The organism is Streptomyces sp. NPDC014006 (assembly GCF_043088925.1).
Lineage (GTDB): Bacteria > Actinomycetota > Actinomycetes > Streptomycetales > Streptomycetaceae > Streptomyces.
This window is the reverse complement of the sequence record NZ_JBICAJ010000006.1, coordinates 66,203-89,327: the sequence shown is the minus strand read 5'-3', so window position 1 is coordinate 89,327 and position 23,125 is coordinate 66,203. Positions and strand designations below refer to the sequence as shown.

Genomic DNA, 23,125 nt, shown 5'->3' with positions numbered 1-23,125 from the left:
GGGCGGTCAGTTCTGCGGGAGGCTCAGGAGCGTGATGATGCTCGAGAAGACACAGACGTCGTTCTGTACGGCGGTGATCAGGACCCGGTGCTGGCCGGGCTGGTTCGTCGGGTAGGCGTCGGTGTGGATCCAGCAGGGTGCGTCGAGTTCGGCGTAACGGGCGAAGACCACGTCCATGGCGAGCGTCGCGGTCGGCTGCTGTACCGCCGTGTGGCTGGCCTGGCGTGCCGCTTCGAGGAGCAGCATCCCGGGGGCGTGGTCGACCGGGTGGTCGAAGAGGACCGGGTGGTTCAGGTCGACGCGCATCTGGTGGCGGCGGGGCGAGTCGGTCGGCGAGAGGACGACGTCGGCGAAGTCGCCGCGGGCGACCTGGGCGGGCGCGGCCGGCGGAGACAGCGGCAGCGCGCGGGCGATGGCGTGGTCGAGGTCGGCGTAGGTGCCCCGCAGCCGCCGGTAGACCGCGGGGGCGTGGTTCGCGAAACGGGTGTGGGCGGTGCCGACCTGGATCCCGTCGCGCAGCACGTCGACCTTCATCAGCATGGAGGCCAGGCGGCCCATGCGCCGGACGACGTCCTTGCAGGTGACGCGGAGTTCGAACGAGGTCGCGCCGATGGTGGTGGCCAGTGCGGCGGGGGTCAGCGAGAAGCTGAAGTGGCTCCACGACTGGCGGTGCCCCGCCGGGGCGTCGTAGGCGGCGTGGCTGAGCAGCGGTATGCACTGGCGGATCGACTCGGGCAGCAGCATGGGGTCGTGCAGGCCGTGCTGCGTTCCGTAGAAGCCGTGGTCCTGCGGCCATTCGGCGTGGACGGTGAAGACGTCGTTTCCGTTCTGGCACCACTCGGTCAGCAGTACTTCGGAGGCGGTGAGCTTGTGCACCTGCTCCTGGGCCACCGGCACCCAGGTCGGGACGGTGGTGTGGACGTGCTCGATGGTGCTGGACATACGGAATCCCCCTGAGACGTATGTGAGCGCTGCGGCTGGCAGCCGCAGCCCCCCAAACATAAAGAGTGCTCTGTTTTTTTGGACTCAAGGGTGAGTAAAGGGTCACTCATGGAGCGATCAAGTCATGCGGGGTGATGCCTTCCGGATCAGGGCACTTGGCGTCGGTGCCGGGGTGCGGATCGACGTGCTGGACACCGGGAAGGCCCGTGCGTACCCTGGTGCACGTATCAACAGAGAGAGTGCTCTTTTTATTTGACAGGGAGGCCCAGTGGCGCAGGCTCAGCAGGAGCGTGCCGTACGGACACGGGCGGCTCTCATCAGGGCGGCCGCCGAGGAGTTCGATCTCGCGGGCTACGCCGGTACCAGCACCACGAAGATCATCAAGCGGGCCGGGTCCACCATGGGAGCGCTGTACTTCCACTTCGGCTCGAAGGAGGGCGTGGCCAGGGCGGTCATGGCCGAACAGGGCGCGGACCTGCCCGAGCCGGCCGGCCGCAGCGGACTCCAGCACCTGATCGACTTCACCCTCGAACTGGCCCGGGAGCTGCGGAGCAACGTGCTGCTGCGGGCCGGTGTGCGGCTGGCGGTCGAGCAGGGTGCCTTCGGCATACAGGACGACACCGCCTACCAGTTGTGGATCACCCGCTTCAAGGAGGAGCTCATCGTCGCCGACGCGCTCGGCGAGCTGCGCGAGGGTGTGGACCCAGCCGGGTTCGCCAGGGTGCTGGTGGGTGCCTACAGCGGGACCCAGCTGCTGTCCCGGATCAGCGCCGGCCACGAGGATCTCCAGGACAGGATCGCCGAGCTGTGGCGGTACTTCCTGCCCGCGATCGCCCGTCCCGAGGTGATCGAGAAGCTCGAGTTCGGGACGCGGGGACCGGGGACGGGCAGGTGAGGCCGCGCACCGTCGCGGTGACCGGCTCCACGGGGTTCATCGGCTCCGCGGTGGTGCGGCGGCTGGCCGGGTGTGCGCACACCGGTGGAGAGCCGGTGCGGGTGCGTGCCCTGGCGCGCGGCGGGGCCGTCGAGGTGCCGGGTGACGGTGCGGTCGAGCGGGTGCGGGCGGACGTCACCGACCCGGCGTCACTTCACCGTGCCTTACAGGGCGCGGACGCGGTCGTGCATGCCGTCTCCTATGTGGGGAGCGATGCCGGGCGGTCCTGGTCCGTGAATCTGGAGGGCACCATCGCCGTCATGGCGGCCGCCCGGGAGGCGGGGGTCGAGCGGATCGTCCACTTCTCCACGGCCGCCGTCTACGGCGCCGGTCCGCACCGTGGCATCGATGTCGACGAGGTCGTCGCCGAGCCGGTGTCCGAGGCCAGTCGCAGCCGCCTCGCCGCGGAGGGTCCGGCCCTGGCGGCCGGGGCGCTCGTGCTGCGGCCGAATCTGGTGGTCGGTGCGGGGGACCGGTGGGTCGGCCCGGCGTTCGCCGAGCTCACCGCGAGGGTCGCGCCCCAGTGGGCCGGCGGTACGGGGCTGCTGTCCCTGGTGGACGTGGACGACCTGGCGCGGCTGGCGGTGGCCGCCGTCACCGTGGGCACCCCGGTGCGGGGAGTGCATCACGCCGCTCATCCCGTGCCGGTGGCCAGCGGGCGCCTCAGACAGGTGCTGGCCGCACAGGGGCTTGCCGAGCCCGCGCGCGGGGACGCCGACTGGGAACAGTGCGTGGCGCTGCTCGAGCGTACGCAGGGCCGGTTCGGGCGGCGGCAGTTGGAGCTGCTGGGCAGGGATCACCACTACCGCAGTGACCTGATCTGGGAGCTGCTGGGTGTCGACCCCGGGCCCGGTCCGCTGGAGCGGCTCGTGGGCCGGCCGTAGCCGTCCGGCGTCCGGTTGCGGTGCGGCCGGTCGCGCCCCCCGCGGCCACGCCCGCACCTCGATACGGCCCCGCACCCCATCGGGTGCCGCCGGGCCGCCGACTTCTCCGGGCCCCCTGTCTCGCCGAGGCAGGGGGCCCGTTCTCTGTTTCCGGGCCTTGCGCGCCGTGGCTCGTTCCGGCTGGTTGCGAAGCCGTCCCCGGCGGCAGAATAATATAGAGAGATCTCTTTTATTTGCGCCGGTCGGCCTCAGAACTTCGGAGGATGCATGGCAATGCAGGCCAGGGCGGAGCGCACGCGCGAAGCTCTCATCAGGGCCGCGGCCGATGTCGTGGACGACAACGGCTACCACGGGGCCACCCTGGTCGCGATCAGCAGGTGCGCCCACGTCTCCATGGGTGCGCTCACCTTTCACTTCGCCAGCAAGAGCGAGCTGGCCGAGGCTCTGGTCGAGCGTGCCGCGCGCATCGCCGGCGAGCGGGCCGCGGGCGCTGTTGCGGGGCAGGTGTCCCCGTTGCGGGCCGTCGGGGAGCTGTTGCAGGTGCTCGCCCGGCTGCTGGACGAGGACGTCGTCGTGCGCGCCGGCTCGCTGCTGGCGCGGGAGCGGCCGGACATCGTTCCGCCCTGGCACTCCTCGTGGACGCCGACGCTGTGCCGGCTGCTCAAGGAGGCGGAGGCGGCGGGGGAGTTGCGGCGCGGCGCCCGGCCGTCCGCGGTGGCGGGGCTGGTGATGTACCTGCTCACGGCCGTCGAGGTGCAGCCGCGTACCGACCCGGGGCAGGAGTTCCGCGGGGCGGCGGGCGCCATGTCGCGGCTGTGGCCCTTCGTCTGTCACGGCATCGCCGCGGCGCCCGCCTGAAGGGTTCGAGGTAAAGGTACGGCCGAGTTTTCTTTGCCATCTGCGTACTCGACCGGGTACCGGATCTGGCTAGAAAAAAAGAGAGCTCTCTGTATTCTTCTCGGCGTAGGGCCTACTCGGCCAGGGACTGTACGGGGGAGAGTGAGGACCCGGTGAGGGATACAGGCACAGCACAGACGGATGTCTGCAAGGTGCTGGCACGTGAGGTGCACGACCGGATCGGCGGCGCACTGGCGCTGGCACTGCGCCGGCTGGACATGCTGGAGACCACGGCGATGGGGTCCGACCCGGACGCGGCCGCCCGTCTGCAGCAGGTGCGGGCCGCCGTCGTGGACGTCCTGTGCGCGACCCGTCAGGTGACCTCGGCGCTGCGGAACTCGCCGCCGGCGCTCGCGCCGTTCTCGATGGAGGACGCGCTGCGCGGCTTCGTCCAGGCGATGGAGATCAGCGAGCCGCGGGTGGACCTGCGGGTCGACGGTATGGACGGTCTGCTGCCGGCCGCCGTCGCGGACGCCGTGTTCCTCGCGGTCCGTGAGGCCATGCGCAACGCCGTGGCCCACGCGAACGCCCGGCACGTCGCCGTCCACATCGCCTGGGACGGCGAAGAGCTGCATGCCTCGGTGGCCGACGACGGGGACGGCTTCGACCCCGCCACCGTCGGCCGACGCGGTTCCACCAACGGCCTGCTCGGCATGCGGGAGCGTATCCAGGCGGCCGGCGGCGTCACCACCGTCACCAGCGCCCCCCGGCGCGGCACCCGGATCACGCTCTGGGTCCCCGTCAAGGAGAGGAACATCCGCCATGTCTGACACCCCGACCCGCATCCTCGTCGCCGACGACCACACCCTGCTGCGCGAGGCGATGGTCGAACTCCTGCGGAGCGAGCCCGACCTCGACGTGGTCGCGGAGGTCGGCGACGCCCGGGCGGCCGTGCGTGCCGCGGCGGAACTGCGGCCCGACGTCGCGCTGCTCGACGTGCAGATGCCGTACAACGAGGACCCCGGAGCCACCGTGCGCCGGCTGCTGGAGCGGCGGCCGGGGCTGCGCATCATCGTCCTGAGCATGGACGATCACCCGGCGCTGGTGCGGCAGTTGCTCGCTCTCGGCGTGCGCGGGTATCTCCACAAGAGCGCCAGCCGCCAGTCGTTGCTCGCGGCGATCCGGGAGCGGCCGGGCAGCGGGCGGGCCATGGTCACGGTGTCGATGCCACCGCTCGCCGCGCCCGGCCAGGGACCCGCCCGGCGGGCCGCGACGATCTCCGAGCGCGAGACGGAGGTGCTGACCCTGGTGGCGCAGGCCCTGAGCAACCGGCAGATCGGAGCCCGCCTCGGTATCACCGAGGGCACCGTCAAGCGCCATCTGCGGAAGATCTTCGACAAGCTCGACGCGGTCTCCCGGCTCGACGCGGTGAACAAGGCTGCCGCGCTCCAGCTCATCCGCCCGCACGGCAAGCACTTCCTGCCGATGGCCGGTTGAGCCTTCGAACCACCGTTTTGCTGCGACCCCCGCCGGTTTGTGTGGCGGGGGCCGCCGGTGTGCCGGGGGCCGCCGCCCCGCGAGCCGGCGGCCCTTGGGCGGTGAGGGTCAGGCCGGGCCACCCTCGGGCAGTGCCTCTCGGCGGGCCCGCTCGAGGGCGGTGAGCACCGTGCGTGCCCCGAGGTCGGTCAGGGCCGTGTACAGGTGGCCGTCGGGGCGGACGATCGCCGCCGTGGGGCGGCGGCCGAGGGCCGTGGCGAGGGGGCCCTCCGGGCGGCTGGGCGCCTCGACCACCTCCGCCGCGTCGCCCACGGCCGCGCGGATCGCCGCACAGGTGCCGCGCCAGTCGGCGGGCCTGGTGCGGCCGGCGTGCAGGAGTACGGCGTAGGAGCGGCCGGTGATGCGGGGCCAGGGGGCGCCGCTCAGGACCGGTTCCTCGCCGAGGAGGAGGGGCAGACGGTCTCCGGAGGCGGCCTTCGGGCCCGTGAGGGAGGTCCGGCGCGCGGTGGGGGCGCGATAACCCGAGGTGAGCTGGCCGATGGCCGGGGCCAGGGCCCGCTGCAGGACGCCGGTGCGGCCCGCGGCCCGTACCGCCGTGTCGCGCAGGGCGAGCTGGGCCGGCTTGGTCAGGGCGCCCCAGCGGGTCTGCAGCGAGGTGGACCGGGTCACCGTGTGCACCGCGGGGCGCCGCTCGGCGTCGTAACTGCCCAGGATGGCCTCGTCGAGGGTGCCGCGCAGGACGCCCGCCAGCTTCCAGCCCAGGTTCGCGGCGTCCAGCAGGCCGGTGTTCATGCCCTGGCCGCCCGCCGGGCTCATCAGGTGGGCGGCGTCGCCCGCGAGGAAGGCCCGGCCGTGACGGAAGCTCGGCGCGCTGCGGACGTGGACCTGGAAGACCGTACTGAAGCGCAGTTCGCCCACCTCGACACCGCCGGGGGCGCGGTCGGCCACCACCTGCTGGAAGAAGCCGCGGGTGGGCGTGGTCCCGGCCATCTCGGGCGGCACCGCCACGGCGATGCGGTGGACGCCCGGCGAGACCGGGGCGAGGCCGAGGCCGCCCGCGGCCGTGTAGCAGTAGCTCACCAGGTCCGCCGGTATCTCCCCGGACAACTCGGCGTCGGTGATGGCGAAGTTGATCGGCAGCTTGGAGCCCTCGAACGTGAGGCCCAGTTCCTTGCGCACCGTGCTGTGCGCGCCGTCCGCGCCGACGACCCAGTCCGCCTCGACCTCCTCGGTGAGGCCGTCCGGCAGGGCGAGGACCGCCCGGGCGCGCGGCCCGCCGGCGTCGAGCGTGCGCAGCCGCACCCCGCGCTCGACCTTGCCGCCGAGCTCCGCCAGACGCTGCTCCAGCAACTCCTCGGTGCGGTCCTGGGGCAGGCCGACGGCGAAGGGATAGGGGGTGTCGGCCAGGCGGTTCAGCCAGGCCGTCGCGAGATGACGGCGGTCCGAGTAGTACGCCACGCCCTGGATGCGGTGCCCGTTCTCCACCAGGCGGTCGGCGACGCCGATCCGGCGCAGGAGCTCGAGCGGGCGTGGCCAGATGGTGGTGGCCCGCGAGTGGGCCGAGTGGTCGCGCTCGGCGTCGACGATCCGGACGGGTACGCCCTGACCGAGCAGCTCACAGGCGATGACCAGGCCGATCGGCCCGGCGCCGACCACCAGAACGGGGTTGACCTTGGACATGTGCGCTCTCCCAGCATTTTGGATACTCGCACCGGCCGGCGGGCACGGGCAATTCCGGACTTTAGTTCCGCGCTGCAGAAAAAGGCGCGGATATTCCACTGACGTGCCGCCGTGACGAACCGAAAGTAGCAGCCTGAGCTGGACGGACGGCCGGGAGTGTCACCAAGGAAACACGCGCCGGACCACAAGGGGAATATACGGACCCGGTTCCCGGTCCCTAGCGTGGAATTGCCATGGACACCGGCAGTTCTCTGGAGGAAAAGAATCATGAGGGATCATCCGTCCCGGAATACATCCCGTAATCCCGTCGTCTCTCTTGTCACCGTGGTGCTCGCATCACTGCTGCTGCCGATCTCACTGACCGGCGCGTCCGTGGCCATCCCAGGTGTCGCCGCCGACTTCCACAGCAGCCTGGCCGCCGACGAGTGGATCGTGAACGGCTACGACCTCACCTTCGCCGGCTTCATGCTCGCCTCCGGCGCCTTCGCCGACCGGTTCGGCCGCCGCAAGGTCTTCGTGCTGGGCACCGTCGTCTTCACGGTGTGCTCGCTGGTCTCGGCGCTCAGCGGCAACATCGCGCTGCTGGACGCCTCGCGGGTCATCGCCGGCGTCGGCGCCGCCGCCATGCTGACCTCCGGCAGCGCCACGCTCGCCCAGGTCTTCGACGGGCCCGCGCGGGCCAAGGCGTTCGCCGTCTTCGGCACCACCGTCGGCGTCGGCATGGCCTTCGGGCCGTTCATCGCCGGCACCCTGTCCACCACCTTCGGCTGGCGGTCCGTCTTCCTGGTCCCCGCGATCGTGGGAGCCCTGGTGCTCGTCCTCGCCACCCGGCTGCCCGAGTCCCGCGACCCGCAGGCCGGCCGCGTCGACTGGGCCGGCACCATCACCTTCAGCGGCGCCCTCACCGCGCTGATCGCCGCCCTGATCGAGGGCTCCGCGCTCGGCTGGGCCTCCGCCTTCAACGTGGCCATGTACGTCGCCTGCGCCGTGCTCTTCACCCTGTTCGTCGTGGTGGAGAAGCGGCAGGAGCGGCCGATGTTCGACCTCGGCCTGTTCAAGCAGCCGCAGTTCGTCTCGCTGTGCGTCGGCGTGGTCGCCCTGGTGCTCGCCTTCACCCCGCTGCTGGTCTACCTGCCCAGCTACCTCACCGCCGTCAACGGCCAGACCACCATGCACGCCGGCGTCGACATGCTGATGCTCACCGTGCCGACCATCTTCTTCCCGCTGATCACCGGATACCTGCTGCGCTGGATCCCGGTGCGCCACATGGTCACCGCCTCGGTGGGCCTGACCGCGATCGGCACGGCCTGGCTGACGGTCCTGCACCCCGGCATCGGCAACTGGGCCGCCCTCGGCCCCTTTGCGGTGATCGGCATCGGGATCGGCGTCTCCTTCGGCGTGATGGACGGCGCCGCCGTCTCCAGCGTCGAGCCCGAGCGGGCCGGCATGGCCGCGGGCATGTTCAACACCATGCGGCTCGCGGGCGAGGCCACCGGTATCGCGGTGGTCGGCTCGCTGCTCGTCAGCTTCACCCGGGTGGAACTCGGCACCAAGCTCGACGCCTTCACCGGCCCGTACGGCGGCAAGCCGACCGAGCTTGCCAACGCCCTGAACCAGGGGCAGCTGTCCGGCCCGCAGTCCACCGTGCCGGCCAACGCCCGCGAGGCCTTCCACCAGGTCGCCACCTCCGCCTACACGGGCGGCCTGCACACCGCGCTGTGGATCATGGCCGGCTTCTGCGCCGCCGCGACGGTGCTGGTCGCCGCCGTCGGCGCCAGGGCCGGCAAGGCGGCGCCCGTGGCCGAGGCCGCACCGCAGGCCGAGCCGGAGAAGGTCGCGGCCTGAACCACGCACAGCGCGCCGGGGCGGCTGCCGTGACAGCCGGCCGCCCCGGCACCCGCTTGTGCCCACCCACCCGCAACACGACGCAACACACCGGTAGAACGACGAACAAGGGAGAACATCGTGAGCGCGCTGACCGTCGAGCGAGTCCGTGAGGCCTTCGGGGCCCTGGCGTCCGGGGACCGCCGGACCATGCTCGAGTACTGGGACGAGGACGTCAGGTTCGAGATCCCCGGCAACCACGCGCACGCCGGCTGGCACGAGGGACTGGACAGCTTCCTCGGCTTCCTCAAGACCGTGGGCGAGCTGTCCGGCGGGACCTACACCGCCGAGAACGTGACCATCATGGTCAACGCCGAGGACGGCTACTCGGTCGACGTCAACACCAACCGCGCGCTGCGGGCCGGAGCGCCGCAGGACAGCACCTCGCCGTACGACCTGCTCGATGTGACGGCGCTGCACTTCCTGCGCTGGCGGGACGGCCGCATCGTGGAGGGCCGTGGCGTCATCCTCGGCGACGGCTGCTCGACCTCGGCCCTGTGGTGGTCCCCGCTGAACCCGGACGGCACCCGCCGCGGGATCTGATCCCGTAACCACCGCACCCGCACCTACGACTTCGGGCCTTCCCCACGCGGGGAAGGCCCGAAGTCGTGTGCGGCACAGGCCGGTTCAGATGCCGCCGCCCACCGTGGTCAGGCCGCCGTCGACGACCAGGGTCTGGCCGGTCACCCAGGAGGCGTCGTCCGAGGCCAGGTAGGCGACCGCGGCGGCGATGTCCTCGGGGGTCCCCAGGCGCCGCAGCGCGTAGTCCTCGGTGAGCCGCTGCTCGCGGTCCTCGTAGAGCTTCGACGCGAAGCGGGTCTTGACCACGGCCGGAGCCACCGAGTTGACGCGGATGCGCGGGCCGAGCTCCTGGCCCAGTTGCTCGGTGAGATGGATCAGCGCGGCCTTGCTGGCGCCGTACACGCCGATACCGGTGGCGGGCTTCAGCCCCGCCACCGCCGTCATGTTCACCACGCTGCCGCCGTGCTGGCCCATCCACGCCTCGCGGGCGCGCCGCAGCCAGCCCAGCGCCGCCAGGACGTTGACGTCGAACACCTTGCGCCAGGCGGATTCCTCCAGGTCGAGGACCGGACCGAACACCGGGTTGATCCCCGTGTTGTTGACCAGGACGTCCAGCCGTCCGAACGCCGCCAGCGTCCGCTCGACGGCCTCGGCCCGGTGTCCGTCGTCGTCCGTCTTGCCGGCGACCGCCACAGCATGCTCCGGCCCGCCCAGACGCTCGACCGCCTGCGCCAGCGGCTCGGGCGAGCGGGCGGTGAGGCAGACCCGGGCGCCCTCGGCGACCAGGCGTTCGGCGACGGCGTACCCGATGCCCCGGCTGGCGCCGGTGACCAGGGCGACCCGGCCTCGGAAACGAGCGGGGGAGACGGATGTGCTCACGATGATGCCCTCCAGAAACGGCGAACAGACGGGTGATGACGAACGAACAGGTGAGGCGGGTAAGGGCGAACAGACAGGTGACGACCGCGCGGCAGTCGCCGGCGGTCGTCGTCGTAAGGCGCGGGCAGGGGTGGCGGCCGGCCTGCGGCCGCCCGGGCGGGGGAGGAACGGGCGGCGGCACGAACCCGGAAGCGGAACCGGGTGGCCGGACCGCGAGCAAACCCCTGCCCGCGCTCTGTCGATGCTACGTATATGCGAGCTGACCAGGACATTCCCTCTTGGAGGACTGCCCCATGCCTCCGAAGCGGCATGGGGCGGCGTCCCTCGGGCCTTGCCGCGGTCACAGGGCCAGATAGCCGCCGTCCACGGGTAGGGCCGCTCCCGTGATGTAGGAGCCGGCGTCCGAGGCGAGCAGCAGCAGCGCGCCGTTGAGTTCGCCGAGCCGGCCGGCGCGGCGCATCGGGGTACGGCGCTCCACCCACGCCCGCCCCTTCTCGCTGCCGAGCATCGACTCGGTCATCTCCGACCAGAACCAGCCCGGGCACAGCGCGTTGACGCGCACCCCCCGCCCGCTCCACTCGGCGGCCAGCTCGCGGGTCAGGTTCACCACCCCGCCCTTGGACGCGGCGTACGCGGCCTGCGGAAGGCTGCCGCTGGCCACCAGCCCGTAGATGGAGGCGATGTTGATGACCGAGCCCCGGCCGCGCTCCAGCATGCCCGTGCCGACCGCCTGGCTCAGCGCGAACACCGCCGTCAGATTCAGCGCCACGATGGAGCTGAAGCTCTCCACGGACTGCGTCTCCGCGGGCACGGTCTCCGACAGGCCCGCGTTGTTGACCAGGATGTCGATCGGGCCGAGTTCCTCGGTGACCGTGCGCACCAGACGCGCGCGGTCCTCGGCCGACGTCACGTCGCAGGGCACGGCGAGTGAGCCGGGCAGCTCGGCGGCGAGATCCTTCAGCGGGCCCTCACGGCGCGCGGCCAGGGCCACCCGGGCGCCCGCGGCGCCGAGCAGCCGGGCCGTGTGCGCGCCGATGCCGCTGGAGGCGCCGGTGACCACGGCCACCCGGCCGTCCACCCGGAACAGCGCGGTCGGGTCCTCGGCGGGGGCGGTTGCCTCCTCGGCGGGGACGGCCGGATTCGTCACGACTGATTCACCTCCACGATCGCGGCGGACCAGGTGAAACCGGCGCCGGCACTGAGCAGGACGAGCAGATCCCCGGGGCGTACGTCGTCCCGGTCGAGCAGGTCGGACAGGTTGGCGACGGCGTCTCCGGCGCCCAAGTGGCCGGTGTCCGAGCCGAGTCGGACGACGGGCGCGGCGCACACCTCGCGGAAGGCGGGCTCGTAGGCGTCGGCGATGACGTGCCGGGCGAGCCGGGGCAGCGCCGCGGCCCGCAGCCGTCCGTCGTCGGGGCCGACCCCGGCGTCGCGCAGGGCCCGCGCCACCACGGAGGTGACCGCGTCGTGCGCGATCGGACCGAAGGGCAGGGCCGGGTTGGCGGTGAGGAACTCCTTCTTGGCGAGCTTCGGCAGCAGCGTCTTGACGCCGCTGGTGGGCGCCGGGCTGAACGGCGCGTCGCCGCGGTGCATGCCCTCCAGCACCGGCGCCGCCACGGTTGCCGCCGACAGCAGGCGCACGGAACGGCCGCGCGGGGCGCGGTCGACCAGAACCGAGGTGGCGCCGTCGCCGTAGCAGACGCCGTAGTCGCCGCCCCAGCGGTCGAAGCCGGGCTGCGGGAAGCAGTCCGCGGTGGTCACCAGGGCCGGGCCGGCGCCGGCGGCGAGCAGCCGGCAGGCGGCCTGCACGATGGCGGCCAGCCCTCCGTTGCACATCTGCTGGATCCCGACGGGCTCCGCGGCCACCGCGCCGACGCGCTGGGCCAGATAGTGCGCCGGGGACCAGAACTCGTGGCCCTGGTGGTACGTCCACGCGTGCAGCAGTTGGGTGATGCGCTCCGGCGGGGTCCCGGACGCGTCGAGGGAGGTGGCGGCGGCGAGGGCGGCGAGCTCGACCGGGGCGAGGGCGCTGGTGCGCAGGGCCGTGTAGGCGTATCGCTCGGCGTTCTCCCCGTCGATCAGCAGGCCGGCGACCGCGTCCGAGACGGGCTGGGCGTGCTCGCCCAGCGCGTGGACGGGGGCGTTGAGATGGACGGGGGCGTCAAACCGCATCGTCGGCTCCGCCGGTGTGGGCCTCGGCGAGGCGGACGCGCATCCGGGCGACGGTCTCGTCCTGCTGGACGAAGGCGGTCTCGGTCCACTGGCCGCCGTCCACCGGTTCGGGCAGCCGGCGGGTGACGACGGTGATGTCGCTGTCCAGCTCCGCGAAGCGCAGGTACTCGGCGTCGACGTACCGAAGGCAGAACCCGGCCGGCGACCCGCCCGGTGAGCCGGAAGCGAGCAGCAGTGCGGCCTGCCGGGCGGCCTCCATCATCACCGGCCCCGGCACATGGTCCTGGGCGTGCTCGAACATGCTGGGGTGCGCGGCGGGCACCCGCAGTCGCGCGCGTACGGCGTCGTCCGTGACGTCGGCGTTCTCCAGAACCACGTTCTCCGCCTGCTCGCGGCCCACCCGCCAGGGCGCCGGGGCGACGCCGCCGGTGTCCGCGGGCAGGGTGTCGGACAGAGGCGGCGGTGTGGCGCGGTGGCTCATCCGCAGCTTCTGGTAGACGGGGTCGGGGCGCTGCGCGGTGTCGACGGTGATGACGCCCACCTGCCGGCCGCCGACCATGACCCGCACCCGGTGCACCACGCGGGCGACGGTGTCCTGGTACATCTTGGCGAGCTCCACGTCGCCGAGCAGCAGCAGGTCCAGCGCGCCGGCGGCCCGGAGCGGCTCGGGGTCGGTGATCTCCAGGGACGCGGTCGCGGTGATCGACTTGGTGTCGTGACCCGCGTCGTGCTGGAGGTGCATCGCGCACAGCAGCATCTGGCGCACGCTCTCGAACACCGCGAGCGGATCGTGCGTCGCGGGGCGGGCGGTGTGGTCGCCGTAGTAGAAGTGGCGCGGCGGGAGTTGGGCCGCCGCCCGGAAGGTGTTCTCGTCGACGGACTGGAAGTCGGTGAGGAACACCTCGGAGATCGCCGAGCGGTGCACCAGCCGGCGGGACAGCGTGCGCTGGGTGGACAGGGTCTGGGCCGCTTCGGCGGCCTCGGCCGGGTTGACCAGCCTTTGTACGGACATGACGGGCTCCTGTGCGGTGCGTCGGGGCGGGTGCCGGGGACGGGGAGATCTGCGGGCCGGGGGGCCGGGGCTCAGACGGCGACCGGGGCGGTGGCGTCGAGGAGGCGGGAGACCTGGCGGGCGGCCTGGTCGGCGTCGTGGAAGTGCACGGCCTGCCAGCCGGCGGCGATCGCGCCGGAGACGTTCTTCTCCAGGTCGTCCACGAGCACGCACTGGTGCGGTTCGAGCCCGGCCCGCTTCGCGGCGAGTTCGAAGATCTCGGGCTCGGGCTTGCGGCTGCCCACGGCGTGGGAGAGGACGATGCCGTCGAAGTGCGAGTCGTCGATCATGAAGCGGCGGTGGCGTTCCCAGGAGGGCGGCAGGTTGGAGAGCAGTCCGACGAAGGCGCCCCGGGCCCGGAAGCCGTTCAGGTGCGCGGCCCAGGCCCGGTTGGCGGGGCGCCCGGCGAACCAGCGGTCACCGAAGTGCTGGAGGTCGGCGACGACTCCGAAGGTGCCGCCGAGGACGTCCTCCAGCTCGTCGGACCAGGCGGCCTCGTCGATCAGCGGGATGTCTATCGGGCCCATCGGGTCCGTGCCGTACTTCTCCCCGACCAGGCGCATCGACTCCTTCAGCGCCCACAGCGGGACGCCGACGCGGTCCGCGAACTCGTTGAAGGTGACGTCGACCGGCGGGGTCAGTACGCCGCCGAAGTCGGTCCATATGGCCAGGGACGGGGTGGGGGAGGGGGTGGGGCCGATGGGGTGCGTGAGGCTCATGGCTGTCCTTCGATGAGTAAGTGGATTGCGAGCAGGGCGGGTTGGGGCTCGTACGGCAGCGAGGTCACAGGCGGTACAGGAGTCCGCCGTAGTACCAGCCGGAGCCGACCGCCGTGGACAGGACCAGGTCGCCGCGCTTGACGACGCCCTGTCCGAAGAACTCCGACAGCGCGATCGGGATCGAGGCGCAGCCGGTGTTGCCGCGCTCGGCGAAGTTGGTGAGGAACCGGGCGGGTTCCAGGTCGAGTCCGTCGCGTACGCCCGCGTGGATGGCGTTGTTGCCGGGGTGCGGGACCAGCCAGTCGATGTCGGAGGTCTTCAGGTCGTTGCGGGTCAGGACGGTGTCGGCGACCTTCAGGCTGGAGCGCACGGCCAGGTCGATGAGCTCCGGCTTGGGGCGCAGGAAGCCCTCGGGGGCGCGGGCGGCGACGGTGTCCGCCTCCGAGGCGTCGCAGTCCAGGACCGAGTCGATCAGGCCGCTCGGGTCGTCCGGGTCGCCCTTCTCCAGGACGATCGCGCCGGCCGCGTCGCCGAAGACCAGCTGGCCGCGGGTGCCGGGGCGGGCGCGGCGGGTGAAGCGGTCGGCCGCGACCACCACGGCGCGCTTCCAGCCCGGGTGCGCGGTGAGCATGGCGGCCGCGGTCTGCACGCCGTGCACGAAGCCGGTGCAGGCGCCGCAGACGTCGAAGGCGAGGGCGCCGTGCGCGCCGAGGGCGGCGGCGACGCCCGGGGCTATCTCCGGTATCCACTGGCGGTCGGTCCAGTTGGCGAGGACGACCAGGTCCAGGTCGTCGGGTTCGCGGCCGGCGTTCGCCAGGGCCGAGGTGGCGGCCTGGACGGCCATGAACTCCAGCGTTTCGTCCTCGTCGGCGACGTGGAGGGCGCGGACGCCGAGTTCCTGCGCGGCCTCGGGAGGGTAGGTGCGGCCACCGACGGTGACCTCGCCGTCGTGGGTGCGGTGGTGGCGGGGGAAGTAGTGGCCGAGGCCGGAGAACTTCAGGCCGGTGCCGGTCCAGGTGCGCGCTTCGGTGCGGGTGTGCATGGCGGGGCTCCTTGTGTGTCCGGGTGGGTGGAGGTGTGGCGGGTGCCGCTCAGCGGGAGCGGGGGTGTGGCGGGCCGCTCAGGGGGAGCGGGGGTGCGTGGCGCCGCTCAGCGGAAGCGGCCCTGTGGGTCGAGGGCGCGCAGGGCGGCCAACTCCTCGTCCGTCACCGGCTTTTCGGCGGCCACATGGGAGGTGTCGGCGATCCAGGAGGTACGGCTCGCCACGGCCTCGGCCGCCTGGCGGGAGAGCTCCCGCGGGCCGTCCGTGGCGTCGGCGGCCGGGTTCGCGGCGTCGTCGGCCGGGAGGTAGGTGGCGAGGCGGAACGGACTCGCGGCGCCGTCGCGGACGAAGCGGCCGAAGTCGCTGACCACCTCGCGGACGCGGTGGCCGGGACTGGTGCGGTAGGTGACCTCGGGCACGTAGCGGCGGCGGGAGGACGGGGCGATCACCACGCAGTCGGTGCTGGACGCGATGTCATTGGCGCCGCCCGAGCCGGTCAGCCAGCGGCCGTCCGCGCCGCGGCTGGTGTTGATCGTGCCGCTCTCGTCGATCTCGGCGGCGGCCAGGACGCCCAGCGCCCGGGGGTTGGCCGCGACCATACCGCCGAGGATCTCCGGGATGCCGGCGAGCATCTCGCTGCGGGCGGCGTGCAGCAGGCTGAAGAGGAAGGTGTCCCCGCCCTCGGGGCTGAAGCCGTACATGCCGAGCTCGGCCACCACCTTGACGTCCTGTCCGCCCGCCCGCAGCAGCTCGGCCGCCAGCCAGGCCGCCATGTGCGAGGTGCCGATCCCGGCGAGCAGGGTGTCGTAGCCGTGTGCGCGGACCTGCTCGGCGACGGCCCGGGCACCGAGCACGATCAGGCGTTCCTGACGGGTGGCGGGCGCGGGGAGCGGGACATCGGCCGGCGAGGCGGGTTCGGCGGGCCGGGCGGCGAGGGGTGCGGTGGCGGCGGCGGATGCGGATCCCGCCCTGGTCACGGCCTCCTTCTCGCTGCGGTGGCTCTCCGCCCAGGTTTCGGTCTCGGCGTCGTAGTCGTCGTCCGCGGCGGTGGCGGACGGTATGCGCAGGGCGGTGCGGCGGTGGGCTCCCAGGCGGCGTACGTACTCCTCGTGGGAGCCGGGGCCGGTGACCCAGGTGTCGTACCAGTCCCGGCCGCGGTGCTCGCCGTGGCAGGAGGCGACTATCTCCTCCAGGAAGGCGTAGTCGTCCAGGTAGCCGTCCACGCCGGCCAGCCGGTCGGTGCGCAGGGCCTGGGGGTGGGCTCCCAGACGGGCCTCGGTCAGGCCCAGGACGCGCTGGCCGGGGATGACCACACGGTCGTTGAGTTCGCGCAGTTCCTCACGGCTGACGATTCTCTCGACCGAGGCGATGACACCGCGCCCGGCGGCGTACGCGGCCCAGGCACCCTCGCCGAGCGGCGGGACCAGGGCGATGTTGCCGTCCTCGTCGGCGGCCACACCGTGCACGAGAGTGACGTCGGGGCGCAGGGGCGACAGCAGGGTGATCTCCTCGCCCGGACGCGCGGGGTCGGGTACGCGGTGCAGCGCGTCCGGCTTGCCCTCGGCGAGGTCGGTGCCGGCCAGGGAGCCGGTGACCGCGTACGGGCTTCCCTGGGCGCCGGCGATCAGCCGCTGGACGTAACTGAGCAGCGACCAGGCCTCGAAGACGAACGGTTCGCCCTTCTCCAGGTCCGCGTAGAGGGGGTTGGGCCGGGGCGAGGGGTAGGTGTCCCCGGCGAAACCGGCGATGACCTTGTCGGCGACGCCGGACAGTGCGAGCGCGTGGGCCGAGGAGTGCACGGCGGTGGTGGAGACCGTGAGGTGGCCGTCGGCGCCGAAGACCCGGCACAGGGCGTAGGTGAGAGCGTTGGGGCGTGACGGGGTGCCGGCCAGGTGGACGTGGTCGCCCGGGCGTACCAGGGCGCGGACCAGTGCGTCGACGTCGGCGGCGATCAGGGGGCGGCTCATGACGGGGCTCCCAGTGCGACGACCGCGGTCTGGCTGCCGAAGGCGAACGACATGGACACCGCGAGGCCGACATCGGCCGCACGCGGTCCCTCGAAGACGTGGTCGTGGTCGCACTCGGGGTCGGGCGTGGTGAAGTTGATGGTGGGCGCGATGGTCCGGTGGTGGATCATCAGGCCGGTCGCGGCGACGTTGATGATGCCCGCCAGGCCGAACGTGTGGCCGTAAATGGGCTTGTTGGAGCTCAGCGGCGGCAGGGCGGCGGCGGTGCGCTCCGGGTAGAGCGCGCGCAGCGCGCGCGACTCGGCGATGTCGTTGTAGCGGGTGGCGGTGCCGTGCGCGCAGAAGTAGTCGACGTCGTCAGCGCAGCGGCCCGCGTCGGCCAGCGCGTCCTCGATGACCGAGGCGGTGACCTTGCCGGTCAGGTCCATGGTGGTGGGGTGGGCGGCCTCGTTGAGGGAGACGGCCGAGAGGATCTCGCAGTAGACCCGGGCGCCGCGCTGCCGGGCGACCGACTCCCGCTCCAGGCACAGCACGACGGAACCCTCGCCGAGCGCGAAGCCCTCGCGGTCGTCGCTGTAGGGGCGCACCGCACGGCTCGGGTCCTCGCGTTCGGAGGAGAGCACGCCATGGCCCATCGCCCGGTAGCAGGCGGCGACCTCGGGCACGATCGGGAACTCGTGGCCACCGACCAGCATGGCGTCCGCGGCGCCGGAGCGCAGCTCCCGCAGCGCCAGCTGGATGGCCTGGTGGCCGCCGACGCAGGCGTTGGAGACGGTGGTGACCAGGCCCTGGGCGCCGGTGTAGACGGCGGACAGGGAGGCCGGGCAGCCGGGCAGGCCGCGGAACATCGCGCCCTTGTCGCCGAAGGCGCCCGGGTCGGCGCCGGTGAGGACGTCGCGCCACCAGCTGAACGGGCCGCGGGAGGAGGACATGACGATGCCGAGCCGGCGCGGGTCCAGTGCGTCCCGACCGAGCCCCGCGTCGCGACGGGCCTCGGTGAGGGCCGACATGGTGATGAGGATCTCCCGGGAGTACTTGGCCGCGTGCGCGTCCGTCAGCTCCGGGAGGAAGGGGCGGTGGTCGAAGCCGTCGATCTCGGCCGCCGCGTACACCGGAAGGCCGGCCTGCTGCGCGTCGAAGCGGGTGAGCCGGCCCACCTGGGACCTGCCGCCCGAGATGTTCGCCCAGAACTGGTCGACCGAGAGGGTGCCAGGGAGGACGACGCCGATTCCCGTGACGACGATGCGTTCGTTGTTCGGCGCCATGATGGATGACGCCGAACTCGCTGATGCGGGTATCTCGAATTCACTGTTCGTCATACGGAAAACGATAGGAGCGGCCGGTCATTGGGCCATGGGCCGCCGGGTACTCTTTCCAGGGGAAAGCAGTACTCGCGGTACCGTCCGCGTATTCGCCCGCACCTTCACCCAGGCATTCTTGGAAAACCAGAAAGCCGCCCTTCCGGAAAGGAAGGGCGGCTTTGCGGTGAACAAGGGTCAGGTGTTCTGGTATCGGCGCAGTTCGCGTCGGGCCAGTGAGGCGCGGTGGACCTCGTCGGGGCCGTCGGCCAGGCGCAGGGTACGGGCGTGGGCCCACAGCTCGGCGAGCGGGAAGTCCTGCGAGACCCCGCCGGCGCCGTGCGTCTGGATGGCCTTGTCGAGGACCCACTCGGTCATCGCCGGCACCGCGATCTTGATGGCCTGGATCTCGGTGTGAGCGCCCTTGTTGCCGATCGTGTCCATCAGATAGGCGGTCTTCAGCACCAGCAGCCGGGCCTGTTCGATGCGCACCCGCGCCTCGGCGATCCACTCGCGGACCACGCCCTGTTCGGCGAGCGGCTTGCCGAAGGCGACCCGGCTGCCGGCCCGCTCGCACATCAGGTCGAAGGCGCGCTCGGCCATGCCGATCAGCCGCATGCAGTGGTGGATGCGGCCGGGGCCCAGCCGGGCCTGCGCGATGGCGAAGCCGTCGCCCTCACCGGCGACGATGTTCTCGGCCGGCACCCGGACCTGGTCGAAGACGACCTCGCCGTGCCCGCCGTGCGGGCCGTCGGTGTAGCCGAAGACGTGCACACCGCGTTCGACGCGCACCCCGGGGGTGTCGCGCGGTACCAGGATCATCGACTGCTGCCGGTGGCGGGGCCCGTCCGGGTCGGTCTTGCCCATCACGATCAGCAGTTCGCACTCCGGTGCCAGCGCACCCGACGACCACCATTTGCGGCCGTTGACGACATAGCCGTCACCGTCGCGTTCGATACGGGTGGTGATGTTCGCGGCGTCCGAGGAGGCGACCTCCGGCTCGGTCATGCAGAAGGCCGAGCGGATCGCCCCGTCGAGCAGCGGTTTCAGCCAGCGGTCCTGCTGCGCGGAGGTGCCGAAGAGGGCCAGGACCTCCATGTTGCCGGTGTCGGGGGCCGCGCAGTTGACGGCCTCCGGCGCGATGAAGGGGCTGCGTCCGGTGATCTCGGCGAGCGGGGCGTACTGCAGGTTGCTCAGCCCCGCGCCGAACCGGTCGTCCGGCAGGAAGAGGTTCCACAGGCCCTGGCGGCGCGCCTCGTCTTTGAGGTCCTGGAGCACCGGTGGCCGGCCCCAGGGATGCGAGGCGGCGTGCTGGGCGTGGAGGACGGGCTCGGCGGGCAGCACATGCTCGTCCAGGAAGGCACGCATCCTGGTGCGCAGGTCCTCGGTCCGGGCGTCGTAGGAAAAGTCCATGAGGGCAACTCCGTTGCAGTCGTCGAAGGGCTGTGCCGACGGGGGTCAGCCGGCGGTGCGCAGGGCGTCGTGGCCGCGGGCCACCAGCAGCGGGACGGCGTCGGCCAGGTTCGCGGACTCCTCGCCGACGGTGAGGCCCTGCAAGGAGCGGCAGCGGATGCCCTCGAGGATCGCGGCGAGCTTGTAGAAGGCGAACGCGGTGTACCAGTCGAGGTGGTCGAGACCAGCCGTGCTGTGCGCCGCGTACCGTTCCACCAGCGCCTCTCGGCCGGGCCAGCCGGCCAGGGCACCGGGGGAGGCGACCGGTGGGCGGTCGACGCCGGCGAAGCCGTCCCAGTACATGCAGAGCATGCCGAGGTCGGCCAGGGGATCACCGAGCGTGGCCATCTCCCAGTCGAGCACCGCGGTGACCCGGCCCGGGTCGGCCCGGTCGAACAGCACGTTGTCCAGCTTGTAGTCGCCGTGGACGACCGCCACCGCGCCGGAGGGCGGACAGGTCGCCGCCAGGCGGTCGTTGAGCCGGTCGGCGCCGTCCACCTCCCGGGTGCGCGAGGCGTCCCACTGGCGGCGCCAGCGCCGCACCTGCCGGGCCATGAAGCCTTCGGGCCGGCCGAAGTCGCCGAGGCCCGCGCGGTGCGGGTCCACGGAGTGCAGCAGGGCCAGCGTGTCGACCAGCGCATGGGTGAGGCGCCGCGCCGACGGCGCTCCCAGCGGGGCGAGTTCCGCGTCGCCCCGGTAGGTGATGCCCTCGGTGAACCCCATGACGTAGAAGGGGGCGCCGAGCACGTCCTCGTCCCGGCACAGCGCGTACGCCGGAGGGACGGGCACGCCGGCCGGGCCGAGCGCGCTCAGCACCCGGTACTCGCGCGCCATGTCGTGGGCGGTGGCCAGGACATGCCCCAGCGGCGGCCGGCGCAGCACGAAGGTGCGGCCGCTCCAGGAGATGCGGTACGTCAGGTTGGACCGCCCGCCGGCCAGCGGGGTCACGCCCTCCAGCGGCCCGCTGCCCGGCAGCCGGCTCTCGAGCCAGTGCGCGAGACGCCCGGCGTCCATGCCGTCGAGGGCACCGGGCGCCGTCGAGGTGGTCGGTGTCGTCACGGTGCTCTCCGTTTCCGGTGGTGCGGGGTGTGCGGTGCGGTGATGCGGCTCCGCGGTGACACGGCACGGTCCCGGCCGCCGACGAAGGCGGCCGGGACCGTGCCGTGGGGAGGGGGAGGAAGGGGGGCAGGTGTCAGCTGTCGGCGATGAGCTTGCCCGCGGCGCCCCAGCTGTCCGCCGGGACCTCCTGGATCCAGACCTGGACCGTCTCCGCCGGAATCTTGTACGCGTCGACGAAGGCGTCCGTGATACGGGCGACCAGGTCGCGCTTGAGCTCGATGTCACGCGGACCCTGCTGAACGGTCACGATCGGCATTTCAACCTCCTGATGAGTTTTTCGCCGGGAATCTCTCGCAATTCCGCCTGCCGGGTTTTTCCGGCGGCGGCCTCTGCATGACCAGAACGTTAGGCAAGGCCCGGGAACGCTTTCAAGGAGAATGACTCCTAGGGGGCCGTGCGGTGTTCCATAGGAGACACCGCCCCGCGGTGAAGGGCGTGAGCCGCATAAATTCCCGGACATGACACAGACAGTTCCCCAGCGCATCGCCGTGGTGACCGGAGCGGCCCGCGGTATCGGAGCGGCCACCGCCGAGCGCCTCGCCGCCGACGGACTCGCCGTCGCCGTACTCGACCTGGACGGGCCGGCCGCCGCCGCGACCGCCGGACGCATCACCGCCAACGGCGGCCGGGCGCTGGCCGTCGCGGCGGACGTCACCGACGAGGCGCAGGTCACCGCCGCCGTCGCACGCGTGGCCGAGGAGCTCGGCGCGCCGGCCGTCCTCGTCAACAACGCGGGCGTCCTCCGCGACAACCTGCTGTTCAAGATGAGCGCCGCGGACTGGGACACCGTCATGGGCGTCCATCTGCGCGGCGCCTTCCTGATGTCCCGCGCGGTCCAGAAGCACATGGTCGACGCCGGCTTCGGCCGGATCGTGAACCTGTCCTCGTCCTCCGCGCTCGGCAACCGCGGCCAGGCCAACTACGCGGCCGCCAAGGCCGGTCTGCAGGGCTTCACCAAGGCACTCGCCCTGGAGCTCGGCAAGTTCGGCATCACCGCCAATGCCGTCGCCCCCGGGTTCGTCGCGACCGACATGACCGCCGCGACGGCCACCCGGCTGGGCCTCACCTTCGAGCAGTTCAAGGAGAGCTGCGCAGCCGAGATCCCGGTGCGGCGGGTGGGCGAGCCCGAGGACGTGGCGGAGGCGGTCTCGTTCTTCGCCGGCGAGCGGTCGGGGTTCGTCTCGGGGCAGGTGCTGTACGTGGCGGGCGGTCCGCTGTGCTGAACGCATAGCCGTACGCGGCGCAGGCGCGCAAACAAGGAATGGGCAGGACGGTCACCGTCCTGCCCATTCCCTTTGCTTTCTCCCTTTCCGTACGGCTCTTTCAGAGAGCCGCCACGAGAGGGTCCCGGCGGGCCAGCAGTTCGCGTCGGTTGGCCACGCCGAGTTTGGTGAGCACATTGCTGACGTGGTTCTTGACCGTCTGCCGGGCCAGATGGAGTTCGGCCGCTATCTCGTCGTTCGAGTACCGGCCCAGCAGCAGTCCCAGTATCTGCTGTTCGCGTGCGGTCATTCCGGGCACCCGCGGCCGTGTTCCCGGTTCCGGGACAAGACCGGCGTGCTCGCGCAGATACCAGACCGACCGCCCCGCCGCGAGGGTCTCCACGGCCCTCACCAGCCGCTCGGGCGAGGCCGTGCGGTGGACGAAACCGTCGGCTCCGCCGGCCAGGCACGCGGCGACCACCGCGGGGTCGTCCGCGCCGGTGAACATCAGGACGGTCGGCGGCCGGGCGAGCTTCTTGACCTGCCTGACCAGCTGCACCCCGTCGCCCCGGCCCGCCAGATCGACCTCGGTGACCAGCATGTCGGCCCGCAGCCGGCGCACCAGATCCAGAGCGCCCTGCCCGCTCTCCGCCTCCTGCGCCTCGTCGACCGCGCCGGAGTGGCGCAGCAGTGAGGCCACCGCGGCCCGGGAGATCGGATACGGGTCGGCGATCACGACGATATGGCGGGCCGAGAGAGTCTTCTCCTCGCTCATGTTCTGTCTCCAGGTAGAGAGGGACGGTGAAGGGACGGCTCCTTCCCCCGGGCGGGGGAAACGGGTGGGGAAAGACCGAAGGTAACGGCAGGAAAAGGGAGTTGGACTCCTCATGCCACCTCCGTGCACGGGAACACTCCGAGAGTTCCGGCCGGGTGGTGCCGGAAAACGCCGTACGGGGCAACGGGGTTGTCACCAAGGAATCCCCGGGCCGCCCTTTCGGCACGGCTTTCCCCTCCGCCGGCCAGGCGTCTGCCTAGCGTGGGAGG

22 protein-coding genes are annotated in these 23,125 nt (G+C 72.1%); 8 read left to right on the top strand and 14 right to left on the bottom strand.

The annotated features are described in order from the left end of the window. Positions 1–6: 6 nt before the first annotated feature. Complete coding sequence (locus ACF1GV_RS21240) at positions 7–942, bottom strand: ScbA/BarX family gamma-butyrolactone biosynthesis protein (RefSeq protein ID WP_391683129.1); 936 nt, start codon at positions 940–942, stop codon at positions 7–9. 268 nt (positions 943–1,210) lie between these two features. Here ACF1GV_RS21240 and ACF1GV_RS21235 point away from each other — a divergent pair, with 268 nt between their 5' ends. The 5 genes from ACF1GV_RS21235 to ACF1GV_RS21215 all read left to right on the top strand — a co-directional run bounded on the left by ACF1GV_RS21235 (position 1,211) and on the right by ACF1GV_RS21215 (position 5,094). After that, complete coding sequence (locus tag ACF1GV_RS21235; RefSeq protein WP_391683127.1) at positions 1,211–1,837, top strand: ScbR family autoregulator-binding transcription factor; 627 nt, start codon at positions 1,211–1,213, stop codon at positions 1,835–1,837. Continuing rightward, a complete protein-coding gene (locus ACF1GV_RS21230) occupies positions 1,834–2,760 on the top strand; it encodes an NAD-dependent epimerase/dehydratase family protein (protein WP_391683124.1) in 927 nt (308 codons plus the stop codon). The genes ACF1GV_RS21235 and ACF1GV_RS21230 overlap by 4 nt, the downstream gene beginning before the upstream one ends. 267 nt (positions 2,761–3,027) lie before the next feature. Beyond that, positions 3,028–3,618: a TetR family transcriptional regulator gene (locus tag ACF1GV_RS21225; RefSeq protein WP_391683120.1), complete on the top strand. Its 591-nt coding sequence runs from the start codon at positions 3,028–3,030 to the stop codon at positions 3,616–3,618. A 191-nt stretch (positions 3,619–3,809) separates the two neighbouring features. Further along, positions 3,810–4,427 (top strand): sensor histidine kinase, encoded by a 618-nt coding sequence (locus ACF1GV_RS21220; protein WP_391683117.1) that lies wholly within the window; start codon positions 3,810–3,812, stop codon positions 4,425–4,427. After that, positions 4,420–5,094: a response regulator gene (locus tag ACF1GV_RS21215; RefSeq protein ID WP_391683114.1), complete on the top strand. Its 675-nt coding sequence runs from the start codon at positions 4,420–4,422 to the stop codon at positions 5,092–5,094. Before ACF1GV_RS21220 ends, ACF1GV_RS21215 begins: the two co-directional genes overlap by 8 nt. Positions 5,095–5,202: 108 nt before the next feature. Here ACF1GV_RS21215 and ACF1GV_RS21210 read toward each other — a convergent pair whose 3' ends face one another. Beyond that, a complete protein-coding gene (locus ACF1GV_RS21210; protein WP_391683111.1) occupies positions 5,203–6,774 on the bottom strand; it encodes an FAD-dependent monooxygenase in 1,572 nt (523 codons plus the stop codon). A gap of 324 nt (positions 6,775–7,098) precedes the next feature. On the opposite strand from ACF1GV_RS21210, the gene ACF1GV_RS21205 reads away from it, so the two are divergent. Both ACF1GV_RS21205 and ACF1GV_RS21200 read left to right on the top strand, forming a co-directional pair. Then, positions 7,099–8,619 carry an MFS transporter gene (locus tag ACF1GV_RS21205; RefSeq protein WP_391683109.1) on the top strand — a complete coding sequence of 507 codons (1,521 nt, stop codon included), beginning with the start codon at positions 7,099–7,101 and terminating at the stop codon, positions 8,617–8,619. Positions 8,620–8,739: 120 nt separating this feature from the next. Beyond that, a complete protein-coding gene (locus tag ACF1GV_RS21200) occupies positions 8,740–9,201 on the top strand; it encodes a nuclear transport factor 2 family protein (RefSeq protein WP_391683106.1) in 462 nt (153 codons plus the stop codon). Positions 9,202–9,285: 84 nt separating this feature from the next. Here the strand turns inward: ACF1GV_RS21200 and ACF1GV_RS21195 are convergent, their stop codons facing one another. From ACF1GV_RS21195 to dmpI, 11 genes are all read right to left on the bottom strand, one after another. Further along, positions 9,286–10,059 carry an SDR family oxidoreductase gene (locus tag ACF1GV_RS21195; protein ID WP_391683103.1) on the bottom strand — a complete coding sequence of 258 codons (774 nt, stop codon included), beginning with the start codon at positions 10,057–10,059 and terminating at the stop codon, positions 9,286–9,288. A gap of 340 nt (positions 10,060–10,399) precedes the next feature. Beyond that, entirely contained in the window at positions 10,400–11,206 is an 807-nt protein-coding gene (locus ACF1GV_RS21190; protein WP_391683101.1) for an SDR family NAD(P)-dependent oxidoreductase, read from the bottom strand. Then, on the bottom strand, positions 11,203–12,231 hold the full coding sequence (locus tag ACF1GV_RS21185; RefSeq protein WP_391683099.1) for a 3-oxoacyl-[acyl-carrier-protein] synthase III C-terminal domain-containing protein: 1,029 nt from the start codon (positions 12,229–12,231) through the stop codon (positions 11,203–11,205). The genes ACF1GV_RS21190 and ACF1GV_RS21185 overlap by 4 nt, the downstream gene beginning before the upstream one ends. Continuing rightward, complete coding sequence (locus tag ACF1GV_RS21180; RefSeq protein ID WP_391683096.1) at positions 12,221–13,243, bottom strand: AfsA-related hotdog domain-containing protein; 1,023 nt, start codon at positions 13,241–13,243, stop codon at positions 12,221–12,223. The genes ACF1GV_RS21185 and ACF1GV_RS21180 overlap by 11 nt, the downstream gene beginning before the upstream one ends. A gap of 71 nt (positions 13,244–13,314) precedes the next feature. Continuing rightward, positions 13,315–14,001, bottom strand: a complete 687-nt coding sequence (locus ACF1GV_RS21175) for an HAD family hydrolase (RefSeq protein ID WP_391683094.1) — start codon at positions 13,999–14,001, stop codon at positions 13,315–13,317. Positions 14,002–14,065: 64 nt separating this feature from the next. After that, complete coding sequence (locus tag ACF1GV_RS21170) at positions 14,066–15,043, bottom strand: ketoacyl-ACP synthase III (RefSeq protein WP_391683091.1); 978 nt, start codon at positions 15,041–15,043, stop codon at positions 14,066–14,068. A gap of 107 nt (positions 15,044–15,150) precedes the next feature. After that, positions 15,151–17,010: a CoA-transferase gene (locus ACF1GV_RS21165; RefSeq protein WP_391683089.1), complete on the bottom strand. Its 1,860-nt coding sequence runs from the start codon at positions 17,008–17,010 to the stop codon at positions 15,151–15,153. Continuing rightward, positions 17,007–18,329 (bottom strand): beta-ketoacyl-[acyl-carrier-protein] synthase family protein, encoded by a 1,323-nt coding sequence (locus ACF1GV_RS21160; protein ID WP_391683086.1) that lies wholly within the window; start codon positions 18,327–18,329, stop codon positions 17,007–17,009. The genes ACF1GV_RS21165 and ACF1GV_RS21160 overlap by 4 nt, the downstream gene beginning before the upstream one ends. A gap of 177 nt (positions 18,330–18,506) precedes the next feature. After that, positions 18,507–19,721 (bottom strand): acyl-CoA dehydrogenase family protein, encoded by a 1,215-nt coding sequence (locus ACF1GV_RS21155; protein WP_391683084.1) that lies wholly within the window; start codon positions 19,719–19,721, stop codon positions 18,507–18,509. Positions 19,722–19,766: 45 nt separating this feature from the next. After that, on the bottom strand, positions 19,767–20,774 hold the full coding sequence (locus ACF1GV_RS21150) for a phosphotransferase family protein (protein ID WP_391684016.1): 1,008 nt from the start codon (positions 20,772–20,774) through the stop codon (positions 19,767–19,769). A 178-nt stretch (positions 20,775–20,952) separates the two neighbouring features. Continuing rightward, complete coding sequence (gene dmpI, locus ACF1GV_RS21145; protein WP_363262430.1) at positions 20,953–21,135, bottom strand: 4-oxalocrotonate tautomerase DmpI; 183 nt, start codon at positions 21,133–21,135, stop codon at positions 20,953–20,955. A 202-nt stretch (positions 21,136–21,337) separates the two neighbouring features. Between dmpI and fabG the strand changes: the two genes are divergently transcribed. After that, positions 21,338–22,102, top strand: coding sequence for a 3-oxoacyl-ACP reductase FabG (fabG, locus tag ACF1GV_RS21140; protein WP_391683081.1), 765 nt, complete (start codon positions 21,338–21,340; stop codon positions 22,100–22,102). A gap of 100 nt (positions 22,103–22,202) precedes the next feature. On the opposite strand, the gene ACF1GV_RS21135 is transcribed toward fabG, so the two are convergent. Then, a complete protein-coding gene (locus tag ACF1GV_RS21135) occupies positions 22,203–22,856 on the bottom strand; it encodes a response regulator (RefSeq protein WP_391683078.1) in 654 nt (217 codons plus the stop codon). Between the last annotated feature and the right edge of the window lie 269 nt (positions 22,857–23,125).

Bases quoted from the DNA above. Each gene is read 5' to 3' on its own strand.
- ACF1GV_RS21240 (WP_391683129.1), bottom strand. From the start codon at position 942: ATGTCCAGCACCATCGAGCACGTCCACACCACCGTCCCGACCTGGGTG.
- ACF1GV_RS21225 (WP_391683120.1), top strand. From the start codon at position 3,028: ATGGCAATGCAGGCCAGGGCGGAGCGCACGCGCGAAGCTCTCATCAGG.
- ACF1GV_RS21215 (WP_391683114.1), top strand. From the start codon at position 4,420: ATGTCTGACACCCCGACCCGCATCCTCGTCGCCGACGACCACACCCTG.
- ACF1GV_RS21210 (WP_391683111.1), bottom strand. From the start codon at position 6,774: ATGTCCAAGGTCAACCCCGTTCTGGTGGTCGGCGCCGGGCCGATCGGC.
- ACF1GV_RS21185 (WP_391683099.1), bottom strand. From the start codon at position 12,231: ATGCGGTTTGACGCCCCCGTCCATCTCAACGCCCCCGTCCACGCGCTG.
- ACF1GV_RS21180 (WP_391683096.1), bottom strand. From the start codon at position 13,243: ATGTCCGTACAAAGGCTGGTCAACCCGGCCGAGGCCGCCGAAGCGGCC.
- ACF1GV_RS21175 (WP_391683094.1), bottom strand. From the start codon at position 14,001: ATGAGCCTCACGCACCCCATCGGCCCCACCCCCTCCCCCACCCCGTCC.
- ACF1GV_RS21170 (WP_391683091.1), bottom strand. From the start codon at position 15,043: ATGCACACCCGCACCGAAGCGCGCACCTGGACCGGCACCGGCCTGAAG.
- ACF1GV_RS21165 (WP_391683089.1), bottom strand. From the start codon at position 17,010: ATGAGCCGCCCCCTGATCGCCGCCGACGTCGACGCACTGGTCCGCGCC.
- ACF1GV_RS21160 (WP_391683086.1), bottom strand. From the start codon at position 18,329: ATGACGAACAGTGAATTCGAGATACCCGCATCAGCGAGTTCGGCGTCA.
- ACF1GV_RS21155 (WP_391683084.1), bottom strand. From the start codon at position 19,721: ATGGACTTTTCCTACGACGCCCGGACCGAGGACCTGCGCACCAGGATG.
- ACF1GV_RS21150 (WP_391684016.1), bottom strand. From the start codon at position 20,774: ATGGACGCCGGGCGTCTCGCGCACTGGCTCGAGAGCCGGCTGCCGGGC.
- dmpI (WP_363262430.1), bottom strand. From the start codon at position 21,135: ATGCCGATCGTGACCGTTCAGCAGGGTCCGCGTGACATCGAGCTCAAG.
- fabG (WP_391683081.1), top strand. From the start codon at position 21,338: ATGACACAGACAGTTCCCCAGCGCATCGCCGTGGTGACCGGAGCGGCC.
- ACF1GV_RS21135 (WP_391683078.1), bottom strand. From the start codon at position 22,856: ATGAGCGAGGAGAAGACTCTCTCGGCCCGCCATATCGTCGTGATCGCC.